Genomic DNA, 18,096 nt, shown 5'->3' with positions numbered 1-18,096 from the left:
GGCTGGACGAGGAGCTGCCGGCGATCCTCGTCATGGGCGGAGGCGGCGGCATCGGCCCGATGGAGGCGATCGTCTCGCGAACGGCGGCGGCGCTCGCGGCGGCGAGCCCGGGCGCGCCGGCAGCGCAGATCGTCGTGGTCTGCGCCAGCAACGTGCGGCTGAAGCAGCGGCTCGCGGCGGAGGCCTGGCCGGTGCCGGTGACGGCTCTCGGCTATGTCGACCGGATGAGCGATCTCATGGGGGCCTGCGACCTGCTCGTCACCAAGGCGGGGCCGGGCACCATCGCGGAAGCCAGCATCCGCGGCCTGCCGATGATCCTCTACGGCTTCATTCCCGGCCAGGAGGCGGCCAATGTCGACCACGTGGTGGATGCCGGAGCCGGCCTGTTCGAGCCTGACGTCGCCGCCCTCGCGGGGCGCGTGGCGCATCTCGTCACCAATGGCCGTGGCGAACTCTCGGCCATGGCCGGGCGTGCGGCGTCCCTCGGGCGGGCGGATGCGACGCGCGCCATCGTCGGCTCGATCCTCACCGACGTGCTGGGAGCCTGAGCGGTCGCTCAGCCCCGCTCGACGCCCTCGATCTGGGTGCGCCGCTTGGCGATCTCGCTGCCGACGTGGTCCATGAAGACCCTGACGCGCGCGGTGGAGCGCAGGTCGGGATGGGTGAGGATCCACAGCGAGCCGGGAATCTCTGCGATCGGCCCCGAGAGCGGCACGAGGTTGGGGAAGGTACGGGCGATGAAGCAGGGCAGCAGCCCGATGCCTGCGCCCTCGGCGACGGCTTCGGCGAGGCCGAGCACCGTGTTGATGCGCCAGCCGATCCGGTCCTCGCCGACATGCTGGACCAGCCAGCGGCTGGGCTTCAGCGACGACAGGTTGTCGCCGAGGCCGATCCAGGCGTGGGAGCGGTAGTCGACCGGGTCGAGGTCGATGATCTTCATGCTCTCGGCCGCGTAGATCGCCCAGGGAATGGCCGAGAGGCGGCGGCCGACCAGCGTCTCGGGCGGGTCGGCGGTGGCACGGATGGCGACGTCGGCGTCGCGCTTCGACAGGTTGAGCGACTGGTTGCCGACGACCACGTCGAGGGTGATCTCCGGGTAGGCCTTGCGGAACGAGGCGAAGATCGGCGTCAGCAGGTGGACGACGAGGGTGTCGTTGGTCGTCACCCGCACCTCGCCCTGGGGCCGGAGGTCCTGGCCGGTGAGGCGCCGCTCGAATTCGACGATGTCCTCGGACATGCGCTCGGCGAGCCTGACCATGCCCTCGCCGGCGGCGGTGAGCGAGTAGCCGGTGCGGCTGCGCTCGAAGAGCCGCGCGCCGAGCCTCTCCTCCATGGCACCGAGCCGGCGGAAGACGGTGGACTGGTTGACGGCGAGGAGTTCGGCGGCGCCCGCCAGCGAGCGCGCCGAGGATACGGCGAGAACCGTGCGGTAGTCGTCCCAGGACACGAGCGGCTGCGTCATGGCTGTCAAGGCTCCGTCCGCTTGCAGGCACGCAAGCATCTCATGGCACTATCGTCAATTTATTTGCAGCGTGTGACGGCGCATATGGGGGTTCGAGCAAGGCTGCTCCCCGGTTTTCGTTTCCCACCCAAGGACCACCCCCATGGCCAAAGTGCTGTTCATCGAAGCGAGCCCGCGCAAGGGCCGCTCCTATTCGACCCAGGCCGCCCAGGCCTTCCTCGACGCCTACAAAGCCGCCCATCCCGGCGACACGGTCGAGACCCTGGACCTCTGGGCCGCCGACCTGCCCGCCTTCGACGGCGCCACGCTGGACGCCAAGTACGCTGTCATGGGCGGCAAGGACTTCACCGCGGAGCAGGCCCAGGCTTGGGCGAAGGTGGTCGCCGCCGCCGACCACTTCAAGGCCGCCGACAAGATCGTCATCGCGACGCCAATGTGGAACTTCTCCGTTCCCTACGTCCTGAAGCACTACATCGACGTCATCGCCCAGCCCGGCCAGACCTTCGGCTGGTCGCCGGACCAGGGCTATTTCGGCCTGGTGAAGGGCAAGCCCGCCCTGGTGGTCACCGCCTCGATGGGCGCCTACGGGCCGGGCACGGGCGCCGAGGCCATCGACTTCCAGAAGCCCTATGTGGAGTGGATGCTGAAGTTCTTCGGCTTCGAGACCATCCACTCGCTGCAAGTGATCAACACCGGCATGCCGGATTCGGCCGAGGCCTCCCTGACCGAGGCGAAGGCGAAGGCCGAGGCGCTGGCGAAGGCCTTCTGACGGCCCCAACGCTCCATCGGCTCCCCATGCCCGGCCCCGCGCCGGGCATGATGCGTTTCAGGGGGCGAGAGGCCCCGTGCTTCCGCGCACGACCAGGGTCGGGGGCAGGATGATGCGGGCGGCCGGCAACGCCGGGTTCACGGTGCGCACCAGCACCCGCTCGCAGGCCCGCCGGCCCTGTTCGCTCGGATGGGTGGAGACGGTGGTCAGGCCCGGCGCCCACATGGCGGCCTCGCGCACGTCGTCGGCGCCGACCACCGAGAAGTCGCGCCCGGCCTCGCGACCGCGCTGGCGCAGGCCCATCATCACGCCGAAGGCGATGAGGTCGTTCATGCAGACGGCCGCGGTCGGCGGCGCGGCGAGGTCCAGCAGTTGCTGGACGCCGGCAAAGCCGGTGTCGCGGGTGCCGAGACCGGTCACCAGGAGGGCGGGGTCGAAGGGCAGGCCCCGCTCGGCGAGCCAGGTGCGATAGGCGAGCCGGCGGTTGCGGCCGGTGGACATGGTGTCGTTGCCACCGACCACGGCGATGCGCCGGTGGCCGAGGCCGTGAAGGTGGTCGAGGGCGAGGCGCGTCGCCGCCACGTCGTCGGATGCGACCACGTCGAGGCCGATGCCCTCGATCTCGCGGGTGATCTGCACGACGGGGATGCCGACGGCGGCGATGGTGCTCAAGGCCTCCCCCGTCGAGCCATTGGCGGGGCAGAGGATCATGCCGTCGGGGCGATACTCCTTCAGCGTCGCCAGCACCCGGTCCTGCTTGACCGGATCGTCGGAATAGGTGCCAAGCAGCACCGTATGGCCCGAGCCGGCCAGCGTCTCCTCGATGGCGGCGAGGATCTCGCCGAAATAGGGGTTCACCACGTCGTTGACGCCGACCGCGATCATGTTGGTGCGGGCGGTGCGCAGGCTTGCGGCCGAGCGGTTGTAGACATAGCCGAGCTCGCGGGCGAGCGTCTGGACCTTCTCCCGCGTCGCCTCGGCGACGAGCGGGCTCGACCGAAGCGCGAGCGAGACGGTGGCTGTGGAAACGCCGAGTTGTTCGGCAATTTGCAGAAGGGTGACGCGTCCGGGCCGCGCGCCCTCCCCGATCATGTCGTTCATCGCCTGCGTCCCCGCCCCATTCTAAAACTCAATTTAAAAGTTTGAAGGCAAAATTCAATCGTTTTACCTCTCGTCCCTTCGGCACAGCGGCGCTAGGCTCCCGGTCAAACAAAGGTCACGGGAGGACACAATGACCAAGCAGAAGATCGGCTTCATCGGCGTCGGACTGATGGGCCACGGCATGGCCAAGAACATCGTCGAGAAGGGATATCCCCTCACCGTGATGGCGAACCGCAACCGCGAGCCGGTGGAGGATCTCCTCAAGCGCGGCGCGAGCGAAGCGAAGAGCGCGAAAGCGGTGGCGGAGGCGAGCGACGTGGTCTTCATCTGCGTCACCGGCTCGCCGCAGGTGGAGGCGGTGGTGAACGGGCCCGAGGGCCTGAGGGCCGGCGCGCACAGGGGCCTCACCATCGTCGACTGCTCGACGTCCGAGCCGACCCTCACCCGCCGGCTGGCGGAAGAACTCGCGCCCCTCGGCGTCACCTTCCTCGACGCGCCGCTGTCGCGCACGCCGAAGGAGGCCTGGGAGGGCAAGCTGGATGTCATGACCGGCGGCGCAGAGGCCGACCTCGCCCGCGTCCACGACGTCATCGCCTGTTTCGCCGGCCGCATCGTCCATGTCGGGCCGACGGGGGCCGGCCACACGATGAAGATCGTCAACAACTTCGTGTCGATGGGTTATGCCGCGCTCTATGCGGAGGCGCTCGCGGTGGCCAAGGCCAACGGCGTCGCCCCGAAGGCGATGAACGCGGTGCTGTCGGGCGGGCGCATGGATTGCGGCTTCTACCAGACCTTCTTCAAGTACGTCATCGAACGCGATGAGAACGCTCACAAATTCACGCTCGCCAATGCCCACAAGGACATGCGCTACTGCGCCTCCATGGCGCAGGCCTCGGGGATCGCCAACCCGATGGGCAATGCGGTGAAGAACTATTTCGCCATGGCCGAGGCGCAGGGCAACGGCGGCAAGTACGTGCCCATGCTTTCCGACGAGGTCGCCCGCTGGAACGGACTGAACCTGACGGACTGAGGCGCGGGGGGCCCGCACGGGAGACGCGCGGCGCCCCCTCCCGCCTTGCTTCGATGGGCGTTATGCTTATGTTCCGCGCATATTTCGAACCGCGTTGTTCACAGGGATTTCGCCCGTGGTGTCCTATGTCGAGGCTGGCTCGGCGCAGATGCGCAAGAACGGCCAGATCAAGCTCTATGGCGAGGAAGCCTTCGCCGGCATGCGCAAGGCCGGCCGCCTCGTCGCCGAATGCCTCGACATGCTCGTCGACGAGGTGAAGGAGGGCGTTCCGACCGACCGGATCGACCAGCTCGTCTTCGCCTTCGGCATGGACCACGGCGCCTATCCGGCGACCCTGGCCTATCGCGGCTACGAATATTCGTGCTGCACGTCGCTGAACCACGTGGTCTGCCACGGCATGCCCAACGACAAGCCGTTCCGCGACGGCGACATCGTCAACATCGACGTCACCTTCATCCTCGACGGCTGGCACGGGGACGCCTCGCGCATGTATGCGGTCGGCGACATTCCGCGCCGCGCCGAGCGGCTGATCGACGTGACCTACGAATCGCTGCTGCGCGGCATCGCGGCGGTGAAGCCCGGCAATACGGTCGGCGACATCGGCCACGCCATCCAGAGCTATGTCGAGCCGCAGCACATGAGCGTCGTCCGCGACTTCTGCGGCCACGGCGTCGGCAAGCTGTTCCACGACGAGCCCAACATCGTCCACCTCGGCAAGCCGGGCGAGGGAAGCCTCCTGAAGCCCGGCATGATCTTTACCATCGAGCCGATGGTGAATCTCGGCCGCCCGCACGTGAAGGTGCTCTCGGACGGCTGGACCGCGGTGACGCGGGACCGCTCGCTCTCGGCGCAGTTCGAGCACACGGTGGGCGTGACGCGCGACGGCGTCGAGGTTTTCACGCTGTCGCCGAAGGGCCTCGACAAGCCGCCGGTCGGCCGCGCCGCCTGATCAGAGGCGCCGCTCGGGCAAGGGATTGTCCTCGCTCTCGCGGATCATGCCGCGCAGACGTCGCCAGATGCGCTCGGCGAGGCTGAGCGCGCGGTCGACCTCGGCATCGCTCGGCAGGGTCATCCCCTCGCCTCCCGGCTGCGCCGGGCGGGACGCCTGGGCGCCGCCGCGCCGCAGCGCCTCGTTCTCCGCCTTCAGCCGCTCGACCTCCTGCTCGAGCGCTGCCCGGTCGTCGGGCACCAGCCGGCAGGCCAGCGAGCCGCCGGTGCGGGTGCACAGCGAGATCGCGCCGGTGCGGCTGTCCATCCGCAACAGGCCGTCCGGCGTTTCGCGCAGGACGAAGCGGCCGTTCTCGGTGCCGGTCCCCGCAGGAAACCCGGCCGGCGACTGGGCGAGCGCCGGGGTTGCGGCGAGAGCGAGGACGGCGAGGGCAAGACGGGCGTGCATGGCAGCCTCCGGTTCACCTCCCATCATCGCCACCAACATGTCGCGACGATGGCCGGGGGATGAACGACAGCTAACGGACGCGGTCGGCGGGATGGTGGTGGCCCGCGTGGCCATGGTCATCATGGTCGTGGTCGTGGTCGTGGCCATGCCCCAGCAGCGCGCCGAGATCCTCGCCGCTGCGCCATTCGCGCCATGACTGGGCGAGGATGAGCGTGGCGGACTGCAGGAACAGGCCGGCCATGACGAAGGCGACCGCGAGGTCCGGCCAGGGGCTCGCCAGCCACCAGACGAGCAGCGCCGCGACCATGACGATGACGTTGCCGATGGCGTCGTTGCGCGAGCAGAGCCAGACGGAGCGGACATTGGCGTCCCCGTCCTTGTGGGGCGCGAGCAGGAGGACGCTCGCGAGGTTCGCGGCGAGCGCGAGGAAACCTACGGCGCCCATGAACTCCGCCTTGGGCACGCCGAGCACCAGCACCTGCCAGGCGGTCGAGCCGAAGACCCACAGGCCCATGAGGAGGAGGCTCACGCCCTTGGCCATGGCGGCTGCGGACCGCACCTTCAGGCTTCTGCCGATGACCGCCAGCGAGAGCCCGTAGGTCAGGGTGTCGCCGAGGAAGTCGAGGGCGTCGGCCTGCAGCGCCTGAGACCCCGCGAGGCGCCCCGCAAGCATCTCGACGATGAACATCGTCGCGTTGATGGCGATGACGATCCACAGGATGCGCCGATAGCGCGGATCGGTGCCGTCGAAGCCGGCGGGATGTCGCTCGTGGGTGGCGGTGGACTGCATGGCATTCTCCTTCCCGGTGCGGCGACCGGTTGCATGGCGTGAAGGAGGGCATAACTTCTCTAGCCACTAGAGGATCAAGAGGGTTTCGCCATGGCCACGAAGAGCGAGGGGCTGCCCATCGGCACGCTCTCCCGGCGCACGGGGGTGAAGGTGCCGACCATCCGCTACTATGAGCAGATCGGCCTGATGCCGTCGGCGCCGCGCACCGCCTCGAACCGGCGCAGCTACGGGGCGGCGGACGTCGACCGGCTCGCCTTCATCCGCCATGCGCGGGCGCTCGGCTTCGGGATCGCGGAGATCGGCGAGCTGCTGGACCTCGCCGGCCATCCGGACAGTCCCTGCGCCGATGCCGACGCCATCGCCCGCCGCCACCTCAGGGCGATCGAGGCGCGGATCTCGCGGCTGGAGGCGCTACGGACGGAGGTGGCGCGGATGCTGGAGGCGGGCCCGCACGGCTGCATCGGCCAATGCCGGGTGATCGAGGTGCTGGCCGATCACGCGCTCTGCGCGGCGGACGGCCACTGACCAGCGGAGGCGCCCTCCTCCGCGAAGCGGGCCGAGATTTCCTGCTCGACGAGTTCGCAGGCCTGGTCGGTAGTCAGGAAGGCGATGTCGGCGGCGTCGCGGCCATGGCAGATGCGCACCATGCCCTCGACGGGGGCGAGCCGCGTCAGGTCGACGATCCACCACGAGCCGTCGAGGAAGACCTCCATCACCGCGTGGAAATCGGGGGGAGCGAGGTCGGCGGCGTAGCAGCTCACCGCACGGGCGGGGATGCCGAGGGCCCGGCAGAGGGTGATGCCGAGATGGGCGAAGTCGCGGCAGACGCCGGCGCGCAGGGTGAAGGTATGGGCGGCGTCGCTCTCCGCCGTGCTGACCCCGGCGACGTAGTCGACGTGGGCGGCGATCCAGTCCGCGATCGCCATGACGCGGCCGACGCCGTCCTCGATGCCGCCGAACTCCCGGCAGGCGAAGCGCACGAAGAGGTCGGAGGGGCAGAACCGGCTCGGCAGGAGGAAGGGCAACACGGCCAGCGGCAGCTCGGTGCGGTGCCACTGGCGTGCGGAGGCCGGCAGCAGCAGCCGCGCGCCGTTGTCGATCTCGGCCTCGTAGGCGAGTTCGAAGCGCTCGGGCACCTCGCCGCGCAGCCAGCGGGTGCCCTCTAAGTCGGCCTCCTCGGCAAGGCGCGTGTCCGGGCCGAGCGTCAGGCGTTCGGCGAGAATGCGCTGGTCGGGCGAGCGCGCCGCCTGGACGACCGCCGTGACATGGGTGCCGGGCCGGCAGGCATAGACCAGCCGGGTCGCTACGATGATGTTCATGGGAGATCGCCCTCTTCGCACCCGCACAACGACCGAAGCGGTGTCCAGTTCCCGTCGCGCCCGCAGCCACGCTGACAAATTCGACTTTGTCGGATAAACCGACAGGCATGGAACCCAACCGTTTCGAGCGACTGGCGCCGACGCCGACCTACCAGCGGGTGGCCGAGGCGATCGAGAACGACATCCTCGGCGGCAAGCTCCAGCCGGGCGACCGGATCGGCACCGAGGCCGACCTCGTCCGCCAGTTCGGCGTCAACCGCTCGACCGTGCGCGAGGGTATTCGCCTGCTCGAGCAGGGCGGCCTGATCCGCCGCGACCAGAGCCGGCGGCTCTATGTCAGCCTGCCGCGCTACAACCGGCTGGCGACGCGCGTGAGCCGTGCCCTGGTGCTTCACCAGGTCACCTTCCGCGAGGTCTGGGAGGCGGCGATGACGCTGGAGGCCGCCACCGCCGAGGCGGCCGCGGCGCGCGCCACGGCCGAGGACGTCGCGGCGCTGGAGGACAATCTCGCCCGCATGGCCGGGATTACCGACCACCAGGCGTTCTGCGAGGCCGACAGCGACTTTCACGCGCTGCTGGCGCGGGTGTCGAAGAACCGGGTGCTGGAACTGGCGCGTGAGCCGGTGGGGCTGCTCTTCACCCCGACGCTGAAGATGATCATGGATCAGGTCGCCTCGGCCGGGCCGCGCAATCTCGTGGCCCACCGCCATCTCATCGAGGCCTGCCGTTCCCACGACGTGGCGACGGCGCGGGACTGGATGCGCCGCCACATCGCCGACTGGCGGCGCGGCTTCGAGATCGCCGGGAAGTCGCTGGACGATCCGATCGAGCGGACTTTCGCGACCCATCTGGGCCTGCCCGGCGCCTATCGGTGAGCCGCGGCAGGCCGCCGCTCTCTCCTTCGACGGATGCGCCGAGAGGCTCGCGCGCGCGGTCCGAGGCTTGACCGCGCCACCCTTTGGCGGCCACTGTTCGATTGTCCGACAAAGTCGGCCGCCACGCTGCCGTCATGACGGCGCAGGCCCCCAAGACGGCCCCAAGGCCGCGCCCATTCGAGGAAACCGTCACCGCCGCCGGCGGACCAGGGAGCAGATCCATGTCGCCACACCCCATGCCTTCCTTCGGGCTGCGCCGTCTCGCCGGGCGCATGCTGGCCGCCGCGGCGGCCCTGACCATCGGCCTCGTCGCCGCCTCCGAGAGCCGGGCGCAGGAGACCTTCCGCGTCGGCATCGTCACCTTCCTGTCGGGCCCTGCCGCCGAGAGCTTCGGCGTCCCGGCGCGCCACGGCGCCGAGTTCCTCATCGAGCAGCTCAACAAGGGCGCCGCGCCCGCCCCCTACAACCAGGTCGGCTTCGGCGGCATGCGCATCGAGCCGGTCATCGTCGACGAGAACGGCGGCGCTACCAAGCAGGTCCAGGAGCTGCGCAACCTCTACCAGCGCGAGAACGTCGACGCCGTCGTCGGCTATATCGGTTCGGGCGACTGCCTCGCCGTCGCCCCGGTGGCGGAGGAGCTGAAGAAGTTCCTCATCCTCTTCGACTGCGGGACGCCGCGCATCTTCGAGGATGCGAGCTACCGCTACGTCTTCCGCACCGCGGCCCACGCCACCCAGGACAACGTGGCGCTTGCCCGCTACATGCGCGCCCGCAACATCAATGTCGGCAACTTCAGCCTGATCAACCAGGACTACGCCTGGGGCCAGGACTCGCGCGGCGACTTCATCGCCGCCATGCAGCAGCTCTATCCGCAGGCGACGATGAACGCCGACCTGCTGCCGAAGTTCGGCGCCGGTCAGTACGGCACCGAGATCTCGGCGCTGGCGCGCGCCAATTCCAACGTCATCTACTCGTCCCTGTGGGGCGGCGACCTCCAGGCTCTCATCCTGCAGGGCGCGCCGCGCGGCGTGTTCCAGCGCTCGCAGCTCGTCCTCAGTGCCGCCGACCACGTGCTCCAGCCGCTCGGCGAGCGCATGCCGAACGGCACGATCATCGGCGCCCGTGGCGCCTATGGCCTGATGTCGCCGGACACCCCGCTCAACCGCTGGTTCTTCGACGGCTACAGCCAGGCCCGCGGCGGCGTCTATCCGGTGCAGGCCGCCTATCGCGTCACCCAGGCCCTGCTCGGCCTGAAGGCCGCGGTGGAGAAGGCCATGGCGGCGAACGGCGGCAAGAAGCCGACGCCCGAGCAGATCGCCGACGCCATGCGCGGCCTCGAGTGGGAGAGCCCCGGCGGCCTCATCCAGATGAAGCTCGGCAACGGCCATCAGGCGATCCAGACCATGGCGATCGGCCGCACCCGGTGGGATGCCGCCCGCCGCCAGGTGGTGATCGAGGACATCCAGCGCTTCGCCGCCGAATGCGTCAATCCGCCGGCCAACATGCGTTCGCTCGACTGGATCAAGGCTGGGTTCCCCGGCGCCAAGTGCGACACGCCCGCCAACTGAGGCCTGCCCGGCGCCGCGGCCAGAACCTGGCCGCGGCGCCGCCCAATGCCCTGCGGAGACCCCCGTGCAGCTCGCCCTCACCATCCTCATGGACGGCCTGATCTATGCGTCCTGGCTGTTCGTCGTGGCCCTCGGGCTGACGCTGGTCTTCGGCGTCCTGAAGATCCTCAACATCGCCCACGGCAGCCTCTACGCCATCGGCGCCTATGTGGCGGCGAGCCTCGTCACCCTCTTCGCCTCCTGGGGGCTCGGCGGCCATTTCGCGCTGCTCGCCATGCTGCTCGCGGCCGTCGGCGTGGCGCTGGTCATGGGACCGCTGATGGAGCGCTATCTCCTCAGGCTGTTCTATGCCCGTGACGAGGTGGTGCTCCTGCTCGTCACCTACGCCCTCTTCCTCATCCTCGAGGACGCGGTGAAGCTGATCTGGGGCGTCAATCCCTACTACGTCTCGGAGCCCTACCAGCTCTTCGGCAACGTCGCCTTCGCCTCGCTGTTCTATGTCGGCTACGACTTCGCCCTCATCGGCCTCGCCATCGCCTGCGGCATCGCGGTGTGGTTCGCGCTGAACCGCACGCGCTCCGGCAAGGTGGTGCTGGCGGTGATCTTCTCGCGCGAGATGAGCGCCTCGATGGGCGTCAACGTCGACAAGGTCCACATGATCGCCTTCACCCTCGGCGTCTTTCTCGCGGCGATCGGCGGCGCCTTCACCGCGCCGATGATCTCGGTGCAGCCGGGCATCTCGGTCTCGGTGATCATCGTCTCCTTCGCGGTCATCATCATCGGCGGCCTTGGCTCCATCGAGGGGGCGGCCATCGGCGCCGTCATCGTCGGCCTGGCGCGCGCCGCCGCGGTCCATCTCATGCCGGAGGCCGAGCTCTTCTCCATCTATCTCGTCATGGCGGCGGTGCTCATCTTCCGCCCCGAAGGCCTGTTCCAGCGCGCCGCAGCGAGGAAGATCTGATGTCCCGCATCGCCCTCGTCCTCGGCGCCGCCGGCATCATGGCGGTCCTGCTGCTGGTTGGCCTCGCCCTGCCGCGCTGGCTGCTGTTCCTCGTCACCCTCGCCGCCTCGCACGGCATCGTGTCGGTCGGCATCCTCGTCATCATGCGCGGCGGCCTCGTCTCCTTCGGCCAGGGGCTCGTCTTCGCCATCGGCGGCTATGCAGCCGCCCTCTCGTTCACCCAGCTCGGCATCACCGACGTCATCGTGCTGATCCTCATCGGCACGCTCGCCGCGACGCTGGTGGGGGCGGCCGTCGGGCCGCTGCTCGCCCGCTACACCGGCATCTTCTTCGGCATGCTCACCCTCGCCCTGTCGATGGTCGCCTACGGCGTCCTCATCAAGTCGCCGGCGGTGGGCGGCTCCGACGGGTTCAACATCCCGCGCGGCACGCTGTTCGGCGTCCGGCTGGAGGGCGCCGGCGGCGACTACGCGCTCTACGCCCTCGCCATCGTGCTGACCGGCATCGCGGCCACGGCGGTGGCGCTCCACACCCGTTCGGCGCGCGGCCTGATGACCCGCGCCATCCACGGCAACGGCCTGCGGGTCGAGTACCTCGGAACCTCGGTCCAGTCGGTCATGGCGATCAATTTCACCGTCGCTGCGGCGCTCGGCGGCCTCGGCGGAGCGCTGACCATCGTCGCCCTCGGACACATCGAGCCGACCTTCGCCTACTGGACCCAGTCCGGCGAGTTCGTCTTCGTCGCCATCCTCGCGGGCTCGCAGAGTGTCACCGCCGTGTTCATCGCCTCGCTGGCGCTGGAACTCGTGCGGTCCTTCTCCAACCTCTATTTCCCGAACACCTGGCAGCTGGCGCTCGGCCTCTTCCTGCTCGCCATCATCCTGTTCCTGCCCGCCGGCATCGGCTCGCTGTGGGCGGGCCGACGCAAGGCGCCGGCGACCGGCGCGGAGACGCAGGCATGACCGCGGATACCCGCCCCGTCCTCTCGGCCCGGGGCCTCGCCAAGAGCTTCGGCGCCGTCGTCGCCGCGGCCGACGTCACCATCGAGGTGCCGGCGGGGCAGAAGCTCTGCCTGATCGGCTCCAATGGCGCGGGCAAGACCACATTCGTCAATATGGTCACCGGCTATCTGAAGCCGGATTCCGGCGCGATCGCGCTCGACGGCGAGGCGATCACCGGCCTCGCGCCCCGCGCCATCGCGCGCAAGGGCATCTGCCGGTCGTTCCAGATCCCGCAGCTCTGCATCGAGCTGACGGCGGAGGAGAACATGCTGGTGGCGATCGCCGCCGCCGAGCCGCGGGGGCTGTCGTTCTGGTCCGACCCGGCGGCGGGCGGACGCGACGCGCGGGCGCGCGAGCTCCTCGACCGCTTCGGTCTCCTCGCCATGGCCGAGCGGCCCGTGAGCGAGATGCCCGGCGGCATGCGCAAGCTCCTCGACATCGCGATGGCGCTGGCGCGGCGGCCGCGGCTTCTGCTGCTGGACGAGCCAACCTCCGGCGTCAGCGCCGAGGAGAAGTTCCCGGCCATGGACCGGGTCATGGAGGCGGTCTCCGGCCAGGCCTCGACCATCGTCTTCGTCGAGCACGACATGGACATCGTGCGCGGCTATGCCGACCGCGTCATCGCCTTCTATTCGGGCCGCGTGATCTCCGACGGCACGCCGGACCACGTGCTGAGCGATGCCGAAGTGAAACGCTATGTCAGCGGAGGCGCGGCATGACGGCCCCGAACCTGCTCGAAGCGAGCGACCTCTCCGTCTCCATCCAGTCGATGCAGGCCCTGCGCGGCTTTTCCATCGCCGTCCCGCAGGGCGCGATGATCGGCATCGTCGGGCGCAACGGCGCCGGCAAGACGACGCTGATGCGCACGATCATGGGCCACCTGCCGCTGGTCGCCGGCCGCGTGACCTTCGAGGGGCAGGACCTCGCCGGCGTGCCGCGCCACGGCCGGGCGCCGCTCGGCATCGGCTACATGCCGGAAGACCGCCAGCTGGTGCCGGAACTGACGGTGGAGGAGAACATCCTGCTGCCCGTCTGGGTGTCGAAGACGCTGAAGGCGGAGGAGCGCCTCGCCTTCGTCTACGGCATGCTGCCGGAGGTCGAGGCGATGAAGGACCGCAAGGCCCTGCTCCTCTCCGGCGGTCAGCAGAAGCTGGTGGCGCTGTGCCGGGCGCTGGCGGTGGGCACGCGGCTCCTGCTGCTGGACGAGCCCTTCGAGGGCGTCGCCCCTGCCCTGTCGCACCGCCTCTCGGAGGTCATTTCCGGCCTGAAGGGGACCGAGCTCTCGGTGCTCATCTCCCAGTCCGACCTCAACCATTCCCAGTCCCTGTTCGACCGGCAATATGTGATCGAGCGGGGCGCCAACGTGACCGCCTCCCATGCCGCCTGACACCTCCTCCGCCACGCCGAACTGGATCGGGACCGACGGCCCGCAGCTCCGCCTCGAGGCGCATTTCGGCGACCGGGTGGTCGCGTGTTTCCCCGACCGTCCGCAGAGCCTCTATGCCCTGCTGGCGGAGGCGGCGGCGCGCCGGCCCGGCGGCGAGGCCGTGGTCTGCGAGGAGACGCGGCTGACCTATGGCGACCTGTCGCGGGCCGTCGAGCAGCTTTCGGCGGCGCTCGCTGCGGAGGGCGTCGCCGCCGGCGACCGCGTCGCCATGCTGATCGGCAACCGAACCGAGTTCGTCACCGTCCTCTTCGCCCTGGCGAGGCTCGGCGCCATCGCCGTGCAGATGGGCCTGCGGCTGCAGGGCCCCGAGATCGCCCATGTCCTCGCCGATTGCGGCGCGAGCGTCCTGATCCACGAGTCCGACCTCGCCGACCGCCTGCCGCCGCCGGCGGAGGTGCCAGGCCTCGCCCGCCGCGTCGCGGTGGGCGGAACCGTTGCCGGCACGGAGACCCTGGACGCGGTCCTGGCGCGCCATGCCGGGGCGACCGCGCCCCCTGTCGCCCCGGTGGCCGAAGAGGACACGGCGGTCATTCTCTACACCTCGGGCACGACGGGTAGGCCGAAGGGCGCGATGCTCACCCATCTCGGCCTCGTGCACTCCTCCCTCGTCTACGAGCACTGCATGGCCCTGACGGCGGTGGACCGCTCGCTCGCCGCCGTGCCGCTCAGCCACGTCACGGGCCTCGTGGCCAACGTCACCTGCACGGTGAGGGCGGCCGCGACCCTCGTCATCATGCCCGCCTTCAAGGCGGCCGACTTCCTGAAGCTCGCCTCGCGCGAGCGGATGACCATGTCGGTGCTGGTGCCGGCCATGTACAATCTCTGCCTGCTGCAGCCGGACTTCGCCGCCTACGATCTCTCCGCCTGGCGTATCGGCGGCTATGGCGGCGCACCCATGCCGACCCCGACCATCGAGAAGCTCGCCGAGCGCTGCCCCGGCCTCATGCTGATGAACGCCTACGGGGCGACGGAGACGACGTCTCCGACGACCATCATGCCGCCGCGCTTCACCCCGACCCACGGGCACAGCGTCGGCATCGCGGCGCCGGGGGTCGACATCATCGTCGTCGACGACGCGGGCCGCGAGGTGCCGCGCGGCGAGGTCGGCGAGATCTGGATCCGCGGGCCGCATGTGGTGAAGGGCTACTGGAACAACCCGCAGGCGACGCGGGACGGCTTCACGGCGGGCTTCTGGCACTCCGGCGACATCGGCAGCGTCGACACGGAAGGCTTCGTGCAGGTGCTCGACCGCAAGAAGGACATGATCAACCGCGGCGGCTACAAGATCTTCACCGCGGAGGTGGAGACCATCCTCATCGCCTGCCCCGGGGTCGTCGAATGTGCCGTGGTGGCGGTCCCCTGCCCTGTGCTCGGCGAGCGGGTGCATGCCTTCGTCGTCACCGACGCCAGCGACCCTGCGCCCGACACCCTGCGTGCCTGGTGCGCGGCGCGGCTTTCCGACTACAAGGTGCCGGAGACGCTGACGCTCCAGAGCGAGCCGCTGCCGCGCAATGCCAACGGCAAGGTGATGAAGCGCGTGCTGCGCGACGGACTCGGATCGCCGCCCGCCCGCTGAGGCAGGGAACATCGGCCTCGTGGCGTGCGGCCCGCCTGGAGATTTCTTCTCTCATACATGCTGCGAAAGAGACGTTTTCTTTTATTCTCCGACCACAATTGTCGCGAATGGAGAATTTTCTTACTCTCATGGCTCGTTCTCCGCCTGAAACAGGTCGTGCCATGTCCCTTTCGCTGACCCGCCGCACCATCCTCGGCGCCGCCCTCGCGGCCCCCGCGCTCACCTCCGTCCGGGCTCAGGGCACGCGGGCCCGCGTCGGTGTCATCCCCATCGTCGGCGCCGCGCCGATCTTCGTGCTCGACCGCCAGGGCTGGGCCCGCGAGGCCGGCCTCGATCTCGCGTTCACCACCTTCGAATCCGGCCCCAACATGATTCAGGCGCTGGCTTCGGGCACGATCGACGTCTACGTCGCCGGCGTCGCCCCGCTCGGGGTCGCCCGCTCGCGCGGCGTCGACGTCAAGGTCGTCGCCAGCACCGCCACGGGCGAGAACGTCTTCGTCGCGACGCCGCGCCTCGCCGCCTTCTACAAGCCCGGTGCCTCCCATGCCGAGGCGCTCAAGGCCTACCGCGCCCAGACCGGCAAGCCGGCCAGGCTCGCCACCCAGCCGCCGGGCTCGGTGCCCAACACGACGCTCCAGTACTGGCTCTGGGAGCAGATCAAGGCCGACCGGGCCGATGTCGAGATCGTCGCCATGGGAATCGACGCCACCCAGCAGGCGATCCTGGCCGATGCGGTCGAGGGCGCCACCATCCGCGAGCCGGCGCTCACCATCGTCCAGACGCGCAATCCCGCCATCAAGCTCATCGCAGTGGGCGACGAGCTCTTCCCCGGCCAGCCCGGCACGGTCGTCGCCGTCTCCGGCGCCTTCCTCGCCCGCAACGAGGAGCGGGTGCAGGGGCTCGTCAACGGCCTCGTCAAGGCGGGTCGGCTGCTGACGCAGGACCCGGACACGGCGGCGCCGGATGTCGCCGCCAACCTCGCCAAGGGCATCGTGGACCCCGCGATCATCCGGGCGGCCCTGAAGTCGCCGGCGAGCAAGTTCAGCATTGATCCGCGCGCCATCATCGCCCCCACCAAGGCGATGCAGGATTATCAGGTGAAGCTCGGGTCCCTGCGCGAGTCCGTGTCGCTCGACGGCCTGTTCGAGACCCGGTTCTTCGAGAAGGCGCCGGCGGCGAGCTGAGCCGCTGGCAGGACGCACATCATGACCGACACCACTCTCGCTGTTGCCCCGCCGGCAGCTCCGCCGGCGCGGCCCGCACTGGACGGACTGAGGCGCGTCGGCCTCGCCGCCGCCGGCCTCGCGCTGTTCATCCTCGTCTGGGAGGCGCTGCCGCGGCTCGGCCTGTTCAACCCGATGCTGCTGCCGGCACCGAGCGTCATTCCCGCGGCCTTCTGGGCGGAGCTGCAGTCGGGCGCCTGGGCCTCGGCGGTGAGCGCCAGCCTAGGCCACTACACGATCGGACTCGTCGTCGGATCCGTGCTCGGCCTCCTCGGCGGCGTCGCCACCGGCATGTCGCGTCTCGCCGAGGACATGACATCCTGGGTGGTGCGCGTGCTGCGCCCCATTCCGGGCCTCGCCTGGGTGCCCTTCGCCATCATCTGGTTCGGCGTGAGCCCGTCGTCGGCGGTGTTCATCATCGCCATCGGCGTGTTCTGGATCGTCTTCTTCGCCGCCCAAGGCGCCATCCGCAGCGTCGACCGCGACCTGATCGAGGTCGCCGACGCCTTCGGCTTCCGCTCGGCACATGAGCGTCTCTTCAAGATCCTGCTGCCGGCGGCCATGCCGGGCATCCTGGTCGGCCTGCGCACCGCGCTCGGCCAGGCGTGGATGGCGGTGGTGGCAGCGGAAATCTTCGGAGTGCCGGGCCTCGGCCAGCGCATGATCCAGGCCTCCAGCCTGCTCGCGACCGAACTCGTCGTCGTCTACATGCTGACAATGGCGGCGCTCTACGGTCTTCTCGACACGGTTTTCGTGGCGGTTCAGGGATGGGTGCTGCGATGGAAAGCGTGATCGACATCGAGGGCCTGTCGCTCAGCTTCACGCGCGACGGCCAGCGCAACGAGGTGCTGCGCGGCCTCGACCTTTCGGTGCCGCGCGGTGCCTTCATCGCCATCGTCGGCTCGTCGGGCGTCGGCAAGTCGACACTGCTGCGCGTGCTGATCGGGCTCGCCACGGCGAGTGCCGGAACGGTGAAGATCACACCGCGGCCGGGCCAGCGCCAGCCGCTCGCCCTCGTCTTCCAGGATTCGCGCCTGCTGCCCTGGCGCTCGGTCGTCGACAACGTCGCCTTCGGCCTCGAGGGCGGCGGCCTATCCCGCGCGGAGCGGCGCGGCAAGGCCCGCGAGGCGCTGGAGATCGTCGGGCTCTCCCATCTCGCCGACCGCTGGCCGCACCAGCTCTCCGGTGGCCAGCGCCAGCGCGTTTCGCTCGCCCGCGCCCTCGCCGTGGAGCCGGAGGTGCTCCTGATGGACGAGCCCTTCTCGGCGCTCGACGCCATCACCCGCGAGGGTCTGCAGGACGAACTCGTCCGCATCTGGCAGGTCACCGGCAAGACCGTGCTCTTCGTCACCCATGACATCGAGGAGGCGACCTATCTCGCCGACCGGGTCGTCGTGCTGGCCCGAAGCCCCGGCCGGGTGGTGGCCGACCAGATCCTCGACGCGCCGCGGCCGCGTCGGCGCAGCCAGTCGCAGGAGCCGGACCTTGTGGCGGGAATCCGCCAGCACATCAGCGGCGAGACCATGGTGGACGGAACGGGCATCTGAGCCGCGGAGCGTCGCGGCTTCGCCTCTGGGT

The 18,096-nt window shown here is 69.7% G+C and carries 20 protein-coding genes; 15 read left to right on the top strand and 5 right to left on the bottom strand.

Features of this window, described 5'->3' with window-relative positions; genetic code table 11:
- A partial coding sequence (locus ACT6XY_RS09070; protein ID WP_444748007.1) for a glycosyltransferase occupies positions 1-548 on the top strand: 548 nt, incomplete at its 5' end.
- 8 nt (positions 549-556) lie between these two features.
- Here the strand turns inward: ACT6XY_RS09070 and ACT6XY_RS09065 are convergent.
- A complete protein-coding gene (locus ACT6XY_RS09065; RefSeq protein WP_444748006.1) occupies positions 557-1,462 on the bottom strand; it encodes a LysR family transcriptional regulator in 906 nt (301 codons plus the stop codon).
- 142 nt (positions 1,463-1,604) lie between these two features.
- On the opposite strand from ACT6XY_RS09065, the gene ACT6XY_RS09060 reads away from it, so the two are divergent.
- Positions 1,605-2,231, top strand: a complete 627-nt coding sequence (locus tag ACT6XY_RS09060) for an FMN-dependent NADH-azoreductase (protein WP_444748005.1) — start codon at positions 1,605-1,607, stop codon at positions 2,229-2,231.
- 57 nt (positions 2,232-2,288) lie between these two features.
- Here the strand turns inward: ACT6XY_RS09060 and ACT6XY_RS09055 are convergent, their stop codons facing one another.
- The gene (locus tag ACT6XY_RS09055; RefSeq protein WP_444748004.1) at positions 2,289-3,332 is read right to left on the bottom strand and encodes a LacI family DNA-binding transcriptional regulator; all 1,044 of its coding nucleotides are present in this window, start codon (positions 3,330-3,332) and stop codon (positions 2,289-2,291) included.
- A gap of 130 nt (positions 3,333-3,462) precedes the next feature.
- On the opposite strand from ACT6XY_RS09055, the gene ACT6XY_RS09050 reads away from it, so the two are divergent.
- Together ACT6XY_RS09050 and map are read left to right on the top strand one after the other, a co-directional pair.
- Positions 3,463-4,362: an NAD(P)-dependent oxidoreductase gene (locus tag ACT6XY_RS09050; RefSeq protein WP_444748003.1), complete on the top strand. Its 900-nt coding sequence runs from the start codon at positions 3,463-3,465 to the stop codon at positions 4,360-4,362.
- Between the two features lie 118 nt (positions 4,363-4,480).
- Complete coding sequence (gene map / locus ACT6XY_RS09045; RefSeq protein WP_444748009.1) at positions 4,481-5,311, top strand: type I methionyl aminopeptidase; 831 nt, start codon at positions 4,481-4,483, stop codon at positions 5,309-5,311.
- Here the strand turns inward: map and ACT6XY_RS09040 are convergent, their stop codons facing one another.
- Together ACT6XY_RS09040 and ACT6XY_RS09035 are read right to left on the bottom strand one after the other, a co-directional pair.
- Positions 5,312-5,758 carry a hypothetical protein gene (locus ACT6XY_RS09040; RefSeq protein WP_444748002.1) on the bottom strand — a complete coding sequence of 149 codons (447 nt, stop codon included), beginning with the start codon at positions 5,756-5,758 and terminating at the stop codon, positions 5,312-5,314.
- 70 nt (positions 5,759-5,828) lie between these two features.
- A complete protein-coding gene (locus ACT6XY_RS09035) occupies positions 5,829-6,548 on the bottom strand; it encodes a cation transporter (RefSeq protein WP_444748001.1) in 720 nt (239 codons plus the stop codon).
- Between the two features lie 90 nt (positions 6,549-6,638).
- Between ACT6XY_RS09035 and ACT6XY_RS09030 the strand changes: the two genes are divergently transcribed.
- On the top strand, positions 6,639-7,073 hold the full coding sequence (locus ACT6XY_RS09030) for a MerR family transcriptional regulator (protein ID WP_444748000.1): 435 nt from the start codon (positions 6,639-6,641) through the stop codon (positions 7,071-7,073).
- On the opposite strand, the gene ACT6XY_RS09025 is transcribed toward ACT6XY_RS09030, so the two are convergent.
- The gene (locus ACT6XY_RS09025) at positions 7,043-7,867 is read right to left on the bottom strand and encodes a transglutaminase-like domain-containing protein (RefSeq protein WP_444747999.1); all 825 of its coding nucleotides are present in this window, start codon (positions 7,865-7,867) and stop codon (positions 7,043-7,045) included. The two genes, ACT6XY_RS09030 and ACT6XY_RS09025, sit on opposite strands and share 31 nt — an antisense overlap.
- 107 nt (positions 7,868-7,974) lie before the next feature.
- On the opposite strand from ACT6XY_RS09025, the gene ACT6XY_RS09020 reads away from it, so the two are divergent.
- From ACT6XY_RS09020 to ACT6XY_RS08975, 10 genes are all read left to right on the top strand, one after another.
- Positions 7,975-8,742 (top strand): FadR/GntR family transcriptional regulator, encoded by a 768-nt coding sequence (locus tag ACT6XY_RS09020; RefSeq protein WP_444747998.1) that lies wholly within the window; start codon positions 7,975-7,977, stop codon positions 8,740-8,742.
- Positions 8,743-8,963: 221 nt separating this feature from the next.
- Positions 8,964-10,310, top strand: a complete 1,347-nt coding sequence (locus ACT6XY_RS09015; protein WP_444747997.1) for an ABC transporter substrate-binding protein — start codon at positions 8,964-8,966, stop codon at positions 10,308-10,310.
- An 88-nt stretch (positions 10,311-10,398) separates the two neighbouring features.
- On the top strand, positions 10,399-11,271 hold the full coding sequence (locus tag ACT6XY_RS09010; RefSeq protein ID WP_444748008.1) for a branched-chain amino acid ABC transporter permease: 873 nt from the start codon (positions 10,399-10,401) through the stop codon (positions 11,269-11,271).
- Positions 11,271-12,233, top strand: a complete 963-nt coding sequence (locus ACT6XY_RS09005; RefSeq protein WP_444747996.1) for a branched-chain amino acid ABC transporter permease — start codon at positions 11,271-11,273, stop codon at positions 12,231-12,233. Before ACT6XY_RS09010 ends, ACT6XY_RS09005 begins: the two co-directional genes overlap by 1 nt.
- Positions 12,230-12,991, top strand: coding sequence for an ABC transporter ATP-binding protein (locus ACT6XY_RS09000; protein ID WP_444747995.1), 762 nt, complete (start codon positions 12,230-12,232; stop codon positions 12,989-12,991). The genes ACT6XY_RS09005 and ACT6XY_RS09000 overlap by 4 nt, the downstream gene beginning before the upstream one ends.
- The gene (locus ACT6XY_RS08995; protein ID WP_444747994.1) at positions 12,988-13,659 is read left to right on the top strand and encodes an ATP-binding cassette domain-containing protein; all 672 of its coding nucleotides are present in this window, start codon (positions 12,988-12,990) and stop codon (positions 13,657-13,659) included. The genes ACT6XY_RS09000 and ACT6XY_RS08995 overlap by 4 nt, the downstream gene beginning before the upstream one ends.
- Positions 13,649-15,295 carry a class I adenylate-forming enzyme family protein gene (locus ACT6XY_RS08990; protein ID WP_444747993.1) on the top strand — a complete coding sequence of 549 codons (1,647 nt, stop codon included), beginning with the start codon at positions 13,649-13,651 and terminating at the stop codon, positions 15,293-15,295. Before ACT6XY_RS08995 ends, ACT6XY_RS08990 begins: the two co-directional genes overlap by 11 nt.
- Before the next feature lie 161 nt (positions 15,296-15,456).
- The gene (locus tag ACT6XY_RS08985; protein ID WP_444747992.1) at positions 15,457-16,479 is read left to right on the top strand and encodes an ABC transporter substrate-binding protein; all 1,023 of its coding nucleotides are present in this window, start codon (positions 15,457-15,459) and stop codon (positions 16,477-16,479) included.
- Between the two features lie 21 nt (positions 16,480-16,500).
- The gene (locus ACT6XY_RS08980; RefSeq protein WP_444747991.1) at positions 16,501-17,310 is read left to right on the top strand and encodes an ABC transporter permease; all 810 of its coding nucleotides are present in this window, start codon (positions 16,501-16,503) and stop codon (positions 17,308-17,310) included.
- On the top strand, positions 17,298-18,065 hold the full coding sequence (locus tag ACT6XY_RS08975) for an ABC transporter ATP-binding protein (protein ID WP_444747990.1): 768 nt from the start codon (positions 17,298-17,300) through the stop codon (positions 18,063-18,065). The genes ACT6XY_RS08980 and ACT6XY_RS08975 overlap by 13 nt, the downstream gene beginning before the upstream one ends.
- Positions 18,066-18,096 lie beyond the last annotated feature (31 nt).

The sequence above is a fragment of the Phreatobacter sp. genome (assembly GCF_052440005.1).
In the GTDB taxonomy this organism is placed as follows: Bacteria; Pseudomonadota; Alphaproteobacteria; order Rhizobiales; family Phreatobacteraceae; genus Phreatobacter.
Note: the sequence above shows the minus strand (reverse complement) of the source record. Positions and strands in the feature narration are given on the sequence as shown.

Coding starts and splice junctions, on each gene's coding strand:
- ACT6XY_RS09005 (WP_444747996.1), top strand. CDS start 11,271: ATGTCCCGCATCGCCCTCGTCCTCGGCGCCGCCGGCATCATGGCGGTC.
- ACT6XY_RS09015 (WP_444747997.1), top strand. CDS start 8,964: ATGTCGCCACACCCCATGCCTTCCTTCGGGCTGCGCCGTCTCGCCGGG.
- ACT6XY_RS08990 (WP_444747993.1), top strand. CDS start 13,649: ATGCCGCCTGACACCTCCTCCGCCACGCCGAACTGGATCGGGACCGAC.
- ACT6XY_RS09010 (WP_444748008.1), top strand. CDS start 10,399: ATGGACGGCCTGATCTATGCGTCCTGGCTGTTCGTCGTGGCCCTCGGG.
- ACT6XY_RS09050 (WP_444748003.1), top strand. CDS start 3,463: ATGACCAAGCAGAAGATCGGCTTCATCGGCGTCGGACTGATGGGCCAC.
- ACT6XY_RS09055 (WP_444748004.1), bottom strand. CDS start 3,332: ATGAACGACATGATCGGGGAGGGCGCGCGGCCCGGACGCGTCACCCTT.
- ACT6XY_RS09030 (WP_444748000.1), top strand. CDS start 6,639: ATGGCCACGAAGAGCGAGGGGCTGCCCATCGGCACGCTCTCCCGGCGC.
- ACT6XY_RS09065 (WP_444748006.1), bottom strand. CDS start 1,462: ATGACGCAGCCGCTCGTGTCCTGGGACGACTACCGCACGGTTCTCGCC.
- ACT6XY_RS09000 (WP_444747995.1), top strand. CDS start 12,230: ATGACCGCGGATACCCGCCCCGTCCTCTCGGCCCGGGGCCTCGCCAAG.
- ACT6XY_RS09035 (WP_444748001.1), bottom strand. CDS start 6,548: ATGCAGTCCACCGCCACCCACGAGCGACATCCCGCCGGCTTCGACGGC.
- ACT6XY_RS08980 (WP_444747991.1), top strand. CDS start 16,501: ATGACCGACACCACTCTCGCTGTTGCCCCGCCGGCAGCTCCGCCGGCG.
- ACT6XY_RS08995 (WP_444747994.1), top strand. CDS start 12,988: ATGACGGCCCCGAACCTGCTCGAAGCGAGCGACCTCTCCGTCTCCATC.
- ACT6XY_RS09060 (WP_444748005.1), top strand. CDS start 1,605: ATGGCCAAAGTGCTGTTCATCGAAGCGAGCCCGCGCAAGGGCCGCTCC.
- ACT6XY_RS08975 (WP_444747990.1), top strand. CDS start 17,298: ATGGAAAGCGTGATCGACATCGAGGGCCTGTCGCTCAGCTTCACGCGC.
- ACT6XY_RS09025 (WP_444747999.1), bottom strand. CDS start 7,867: ATGAACATCATCGTAGCGACCCGGCTGGTCTATGCCTGCCGGCCCGGC.
- ACT6XY_RS09020 (WP_444747998.1), top strand. CDS start 7,975: ATGGAACCCAACCGTTTCGAGCGACTGGCGCCGACGCCGACCTACCAG.
- ACT6XY_RS08985 (WP_444747992.1), top strand. CDS start 15,457: ATGTCCCTTTCGCTGACCCGCCGCACCATCCTCGGCGCCGCCCTCGCG.
- ACT6XY_RS09040 (WP_444748002.1), bottom strand. CDS start 5,758: ATGCACGCCCGTCTTGCCCTCGCCGTCCTCGCTCTCGCCGCAACCCCG.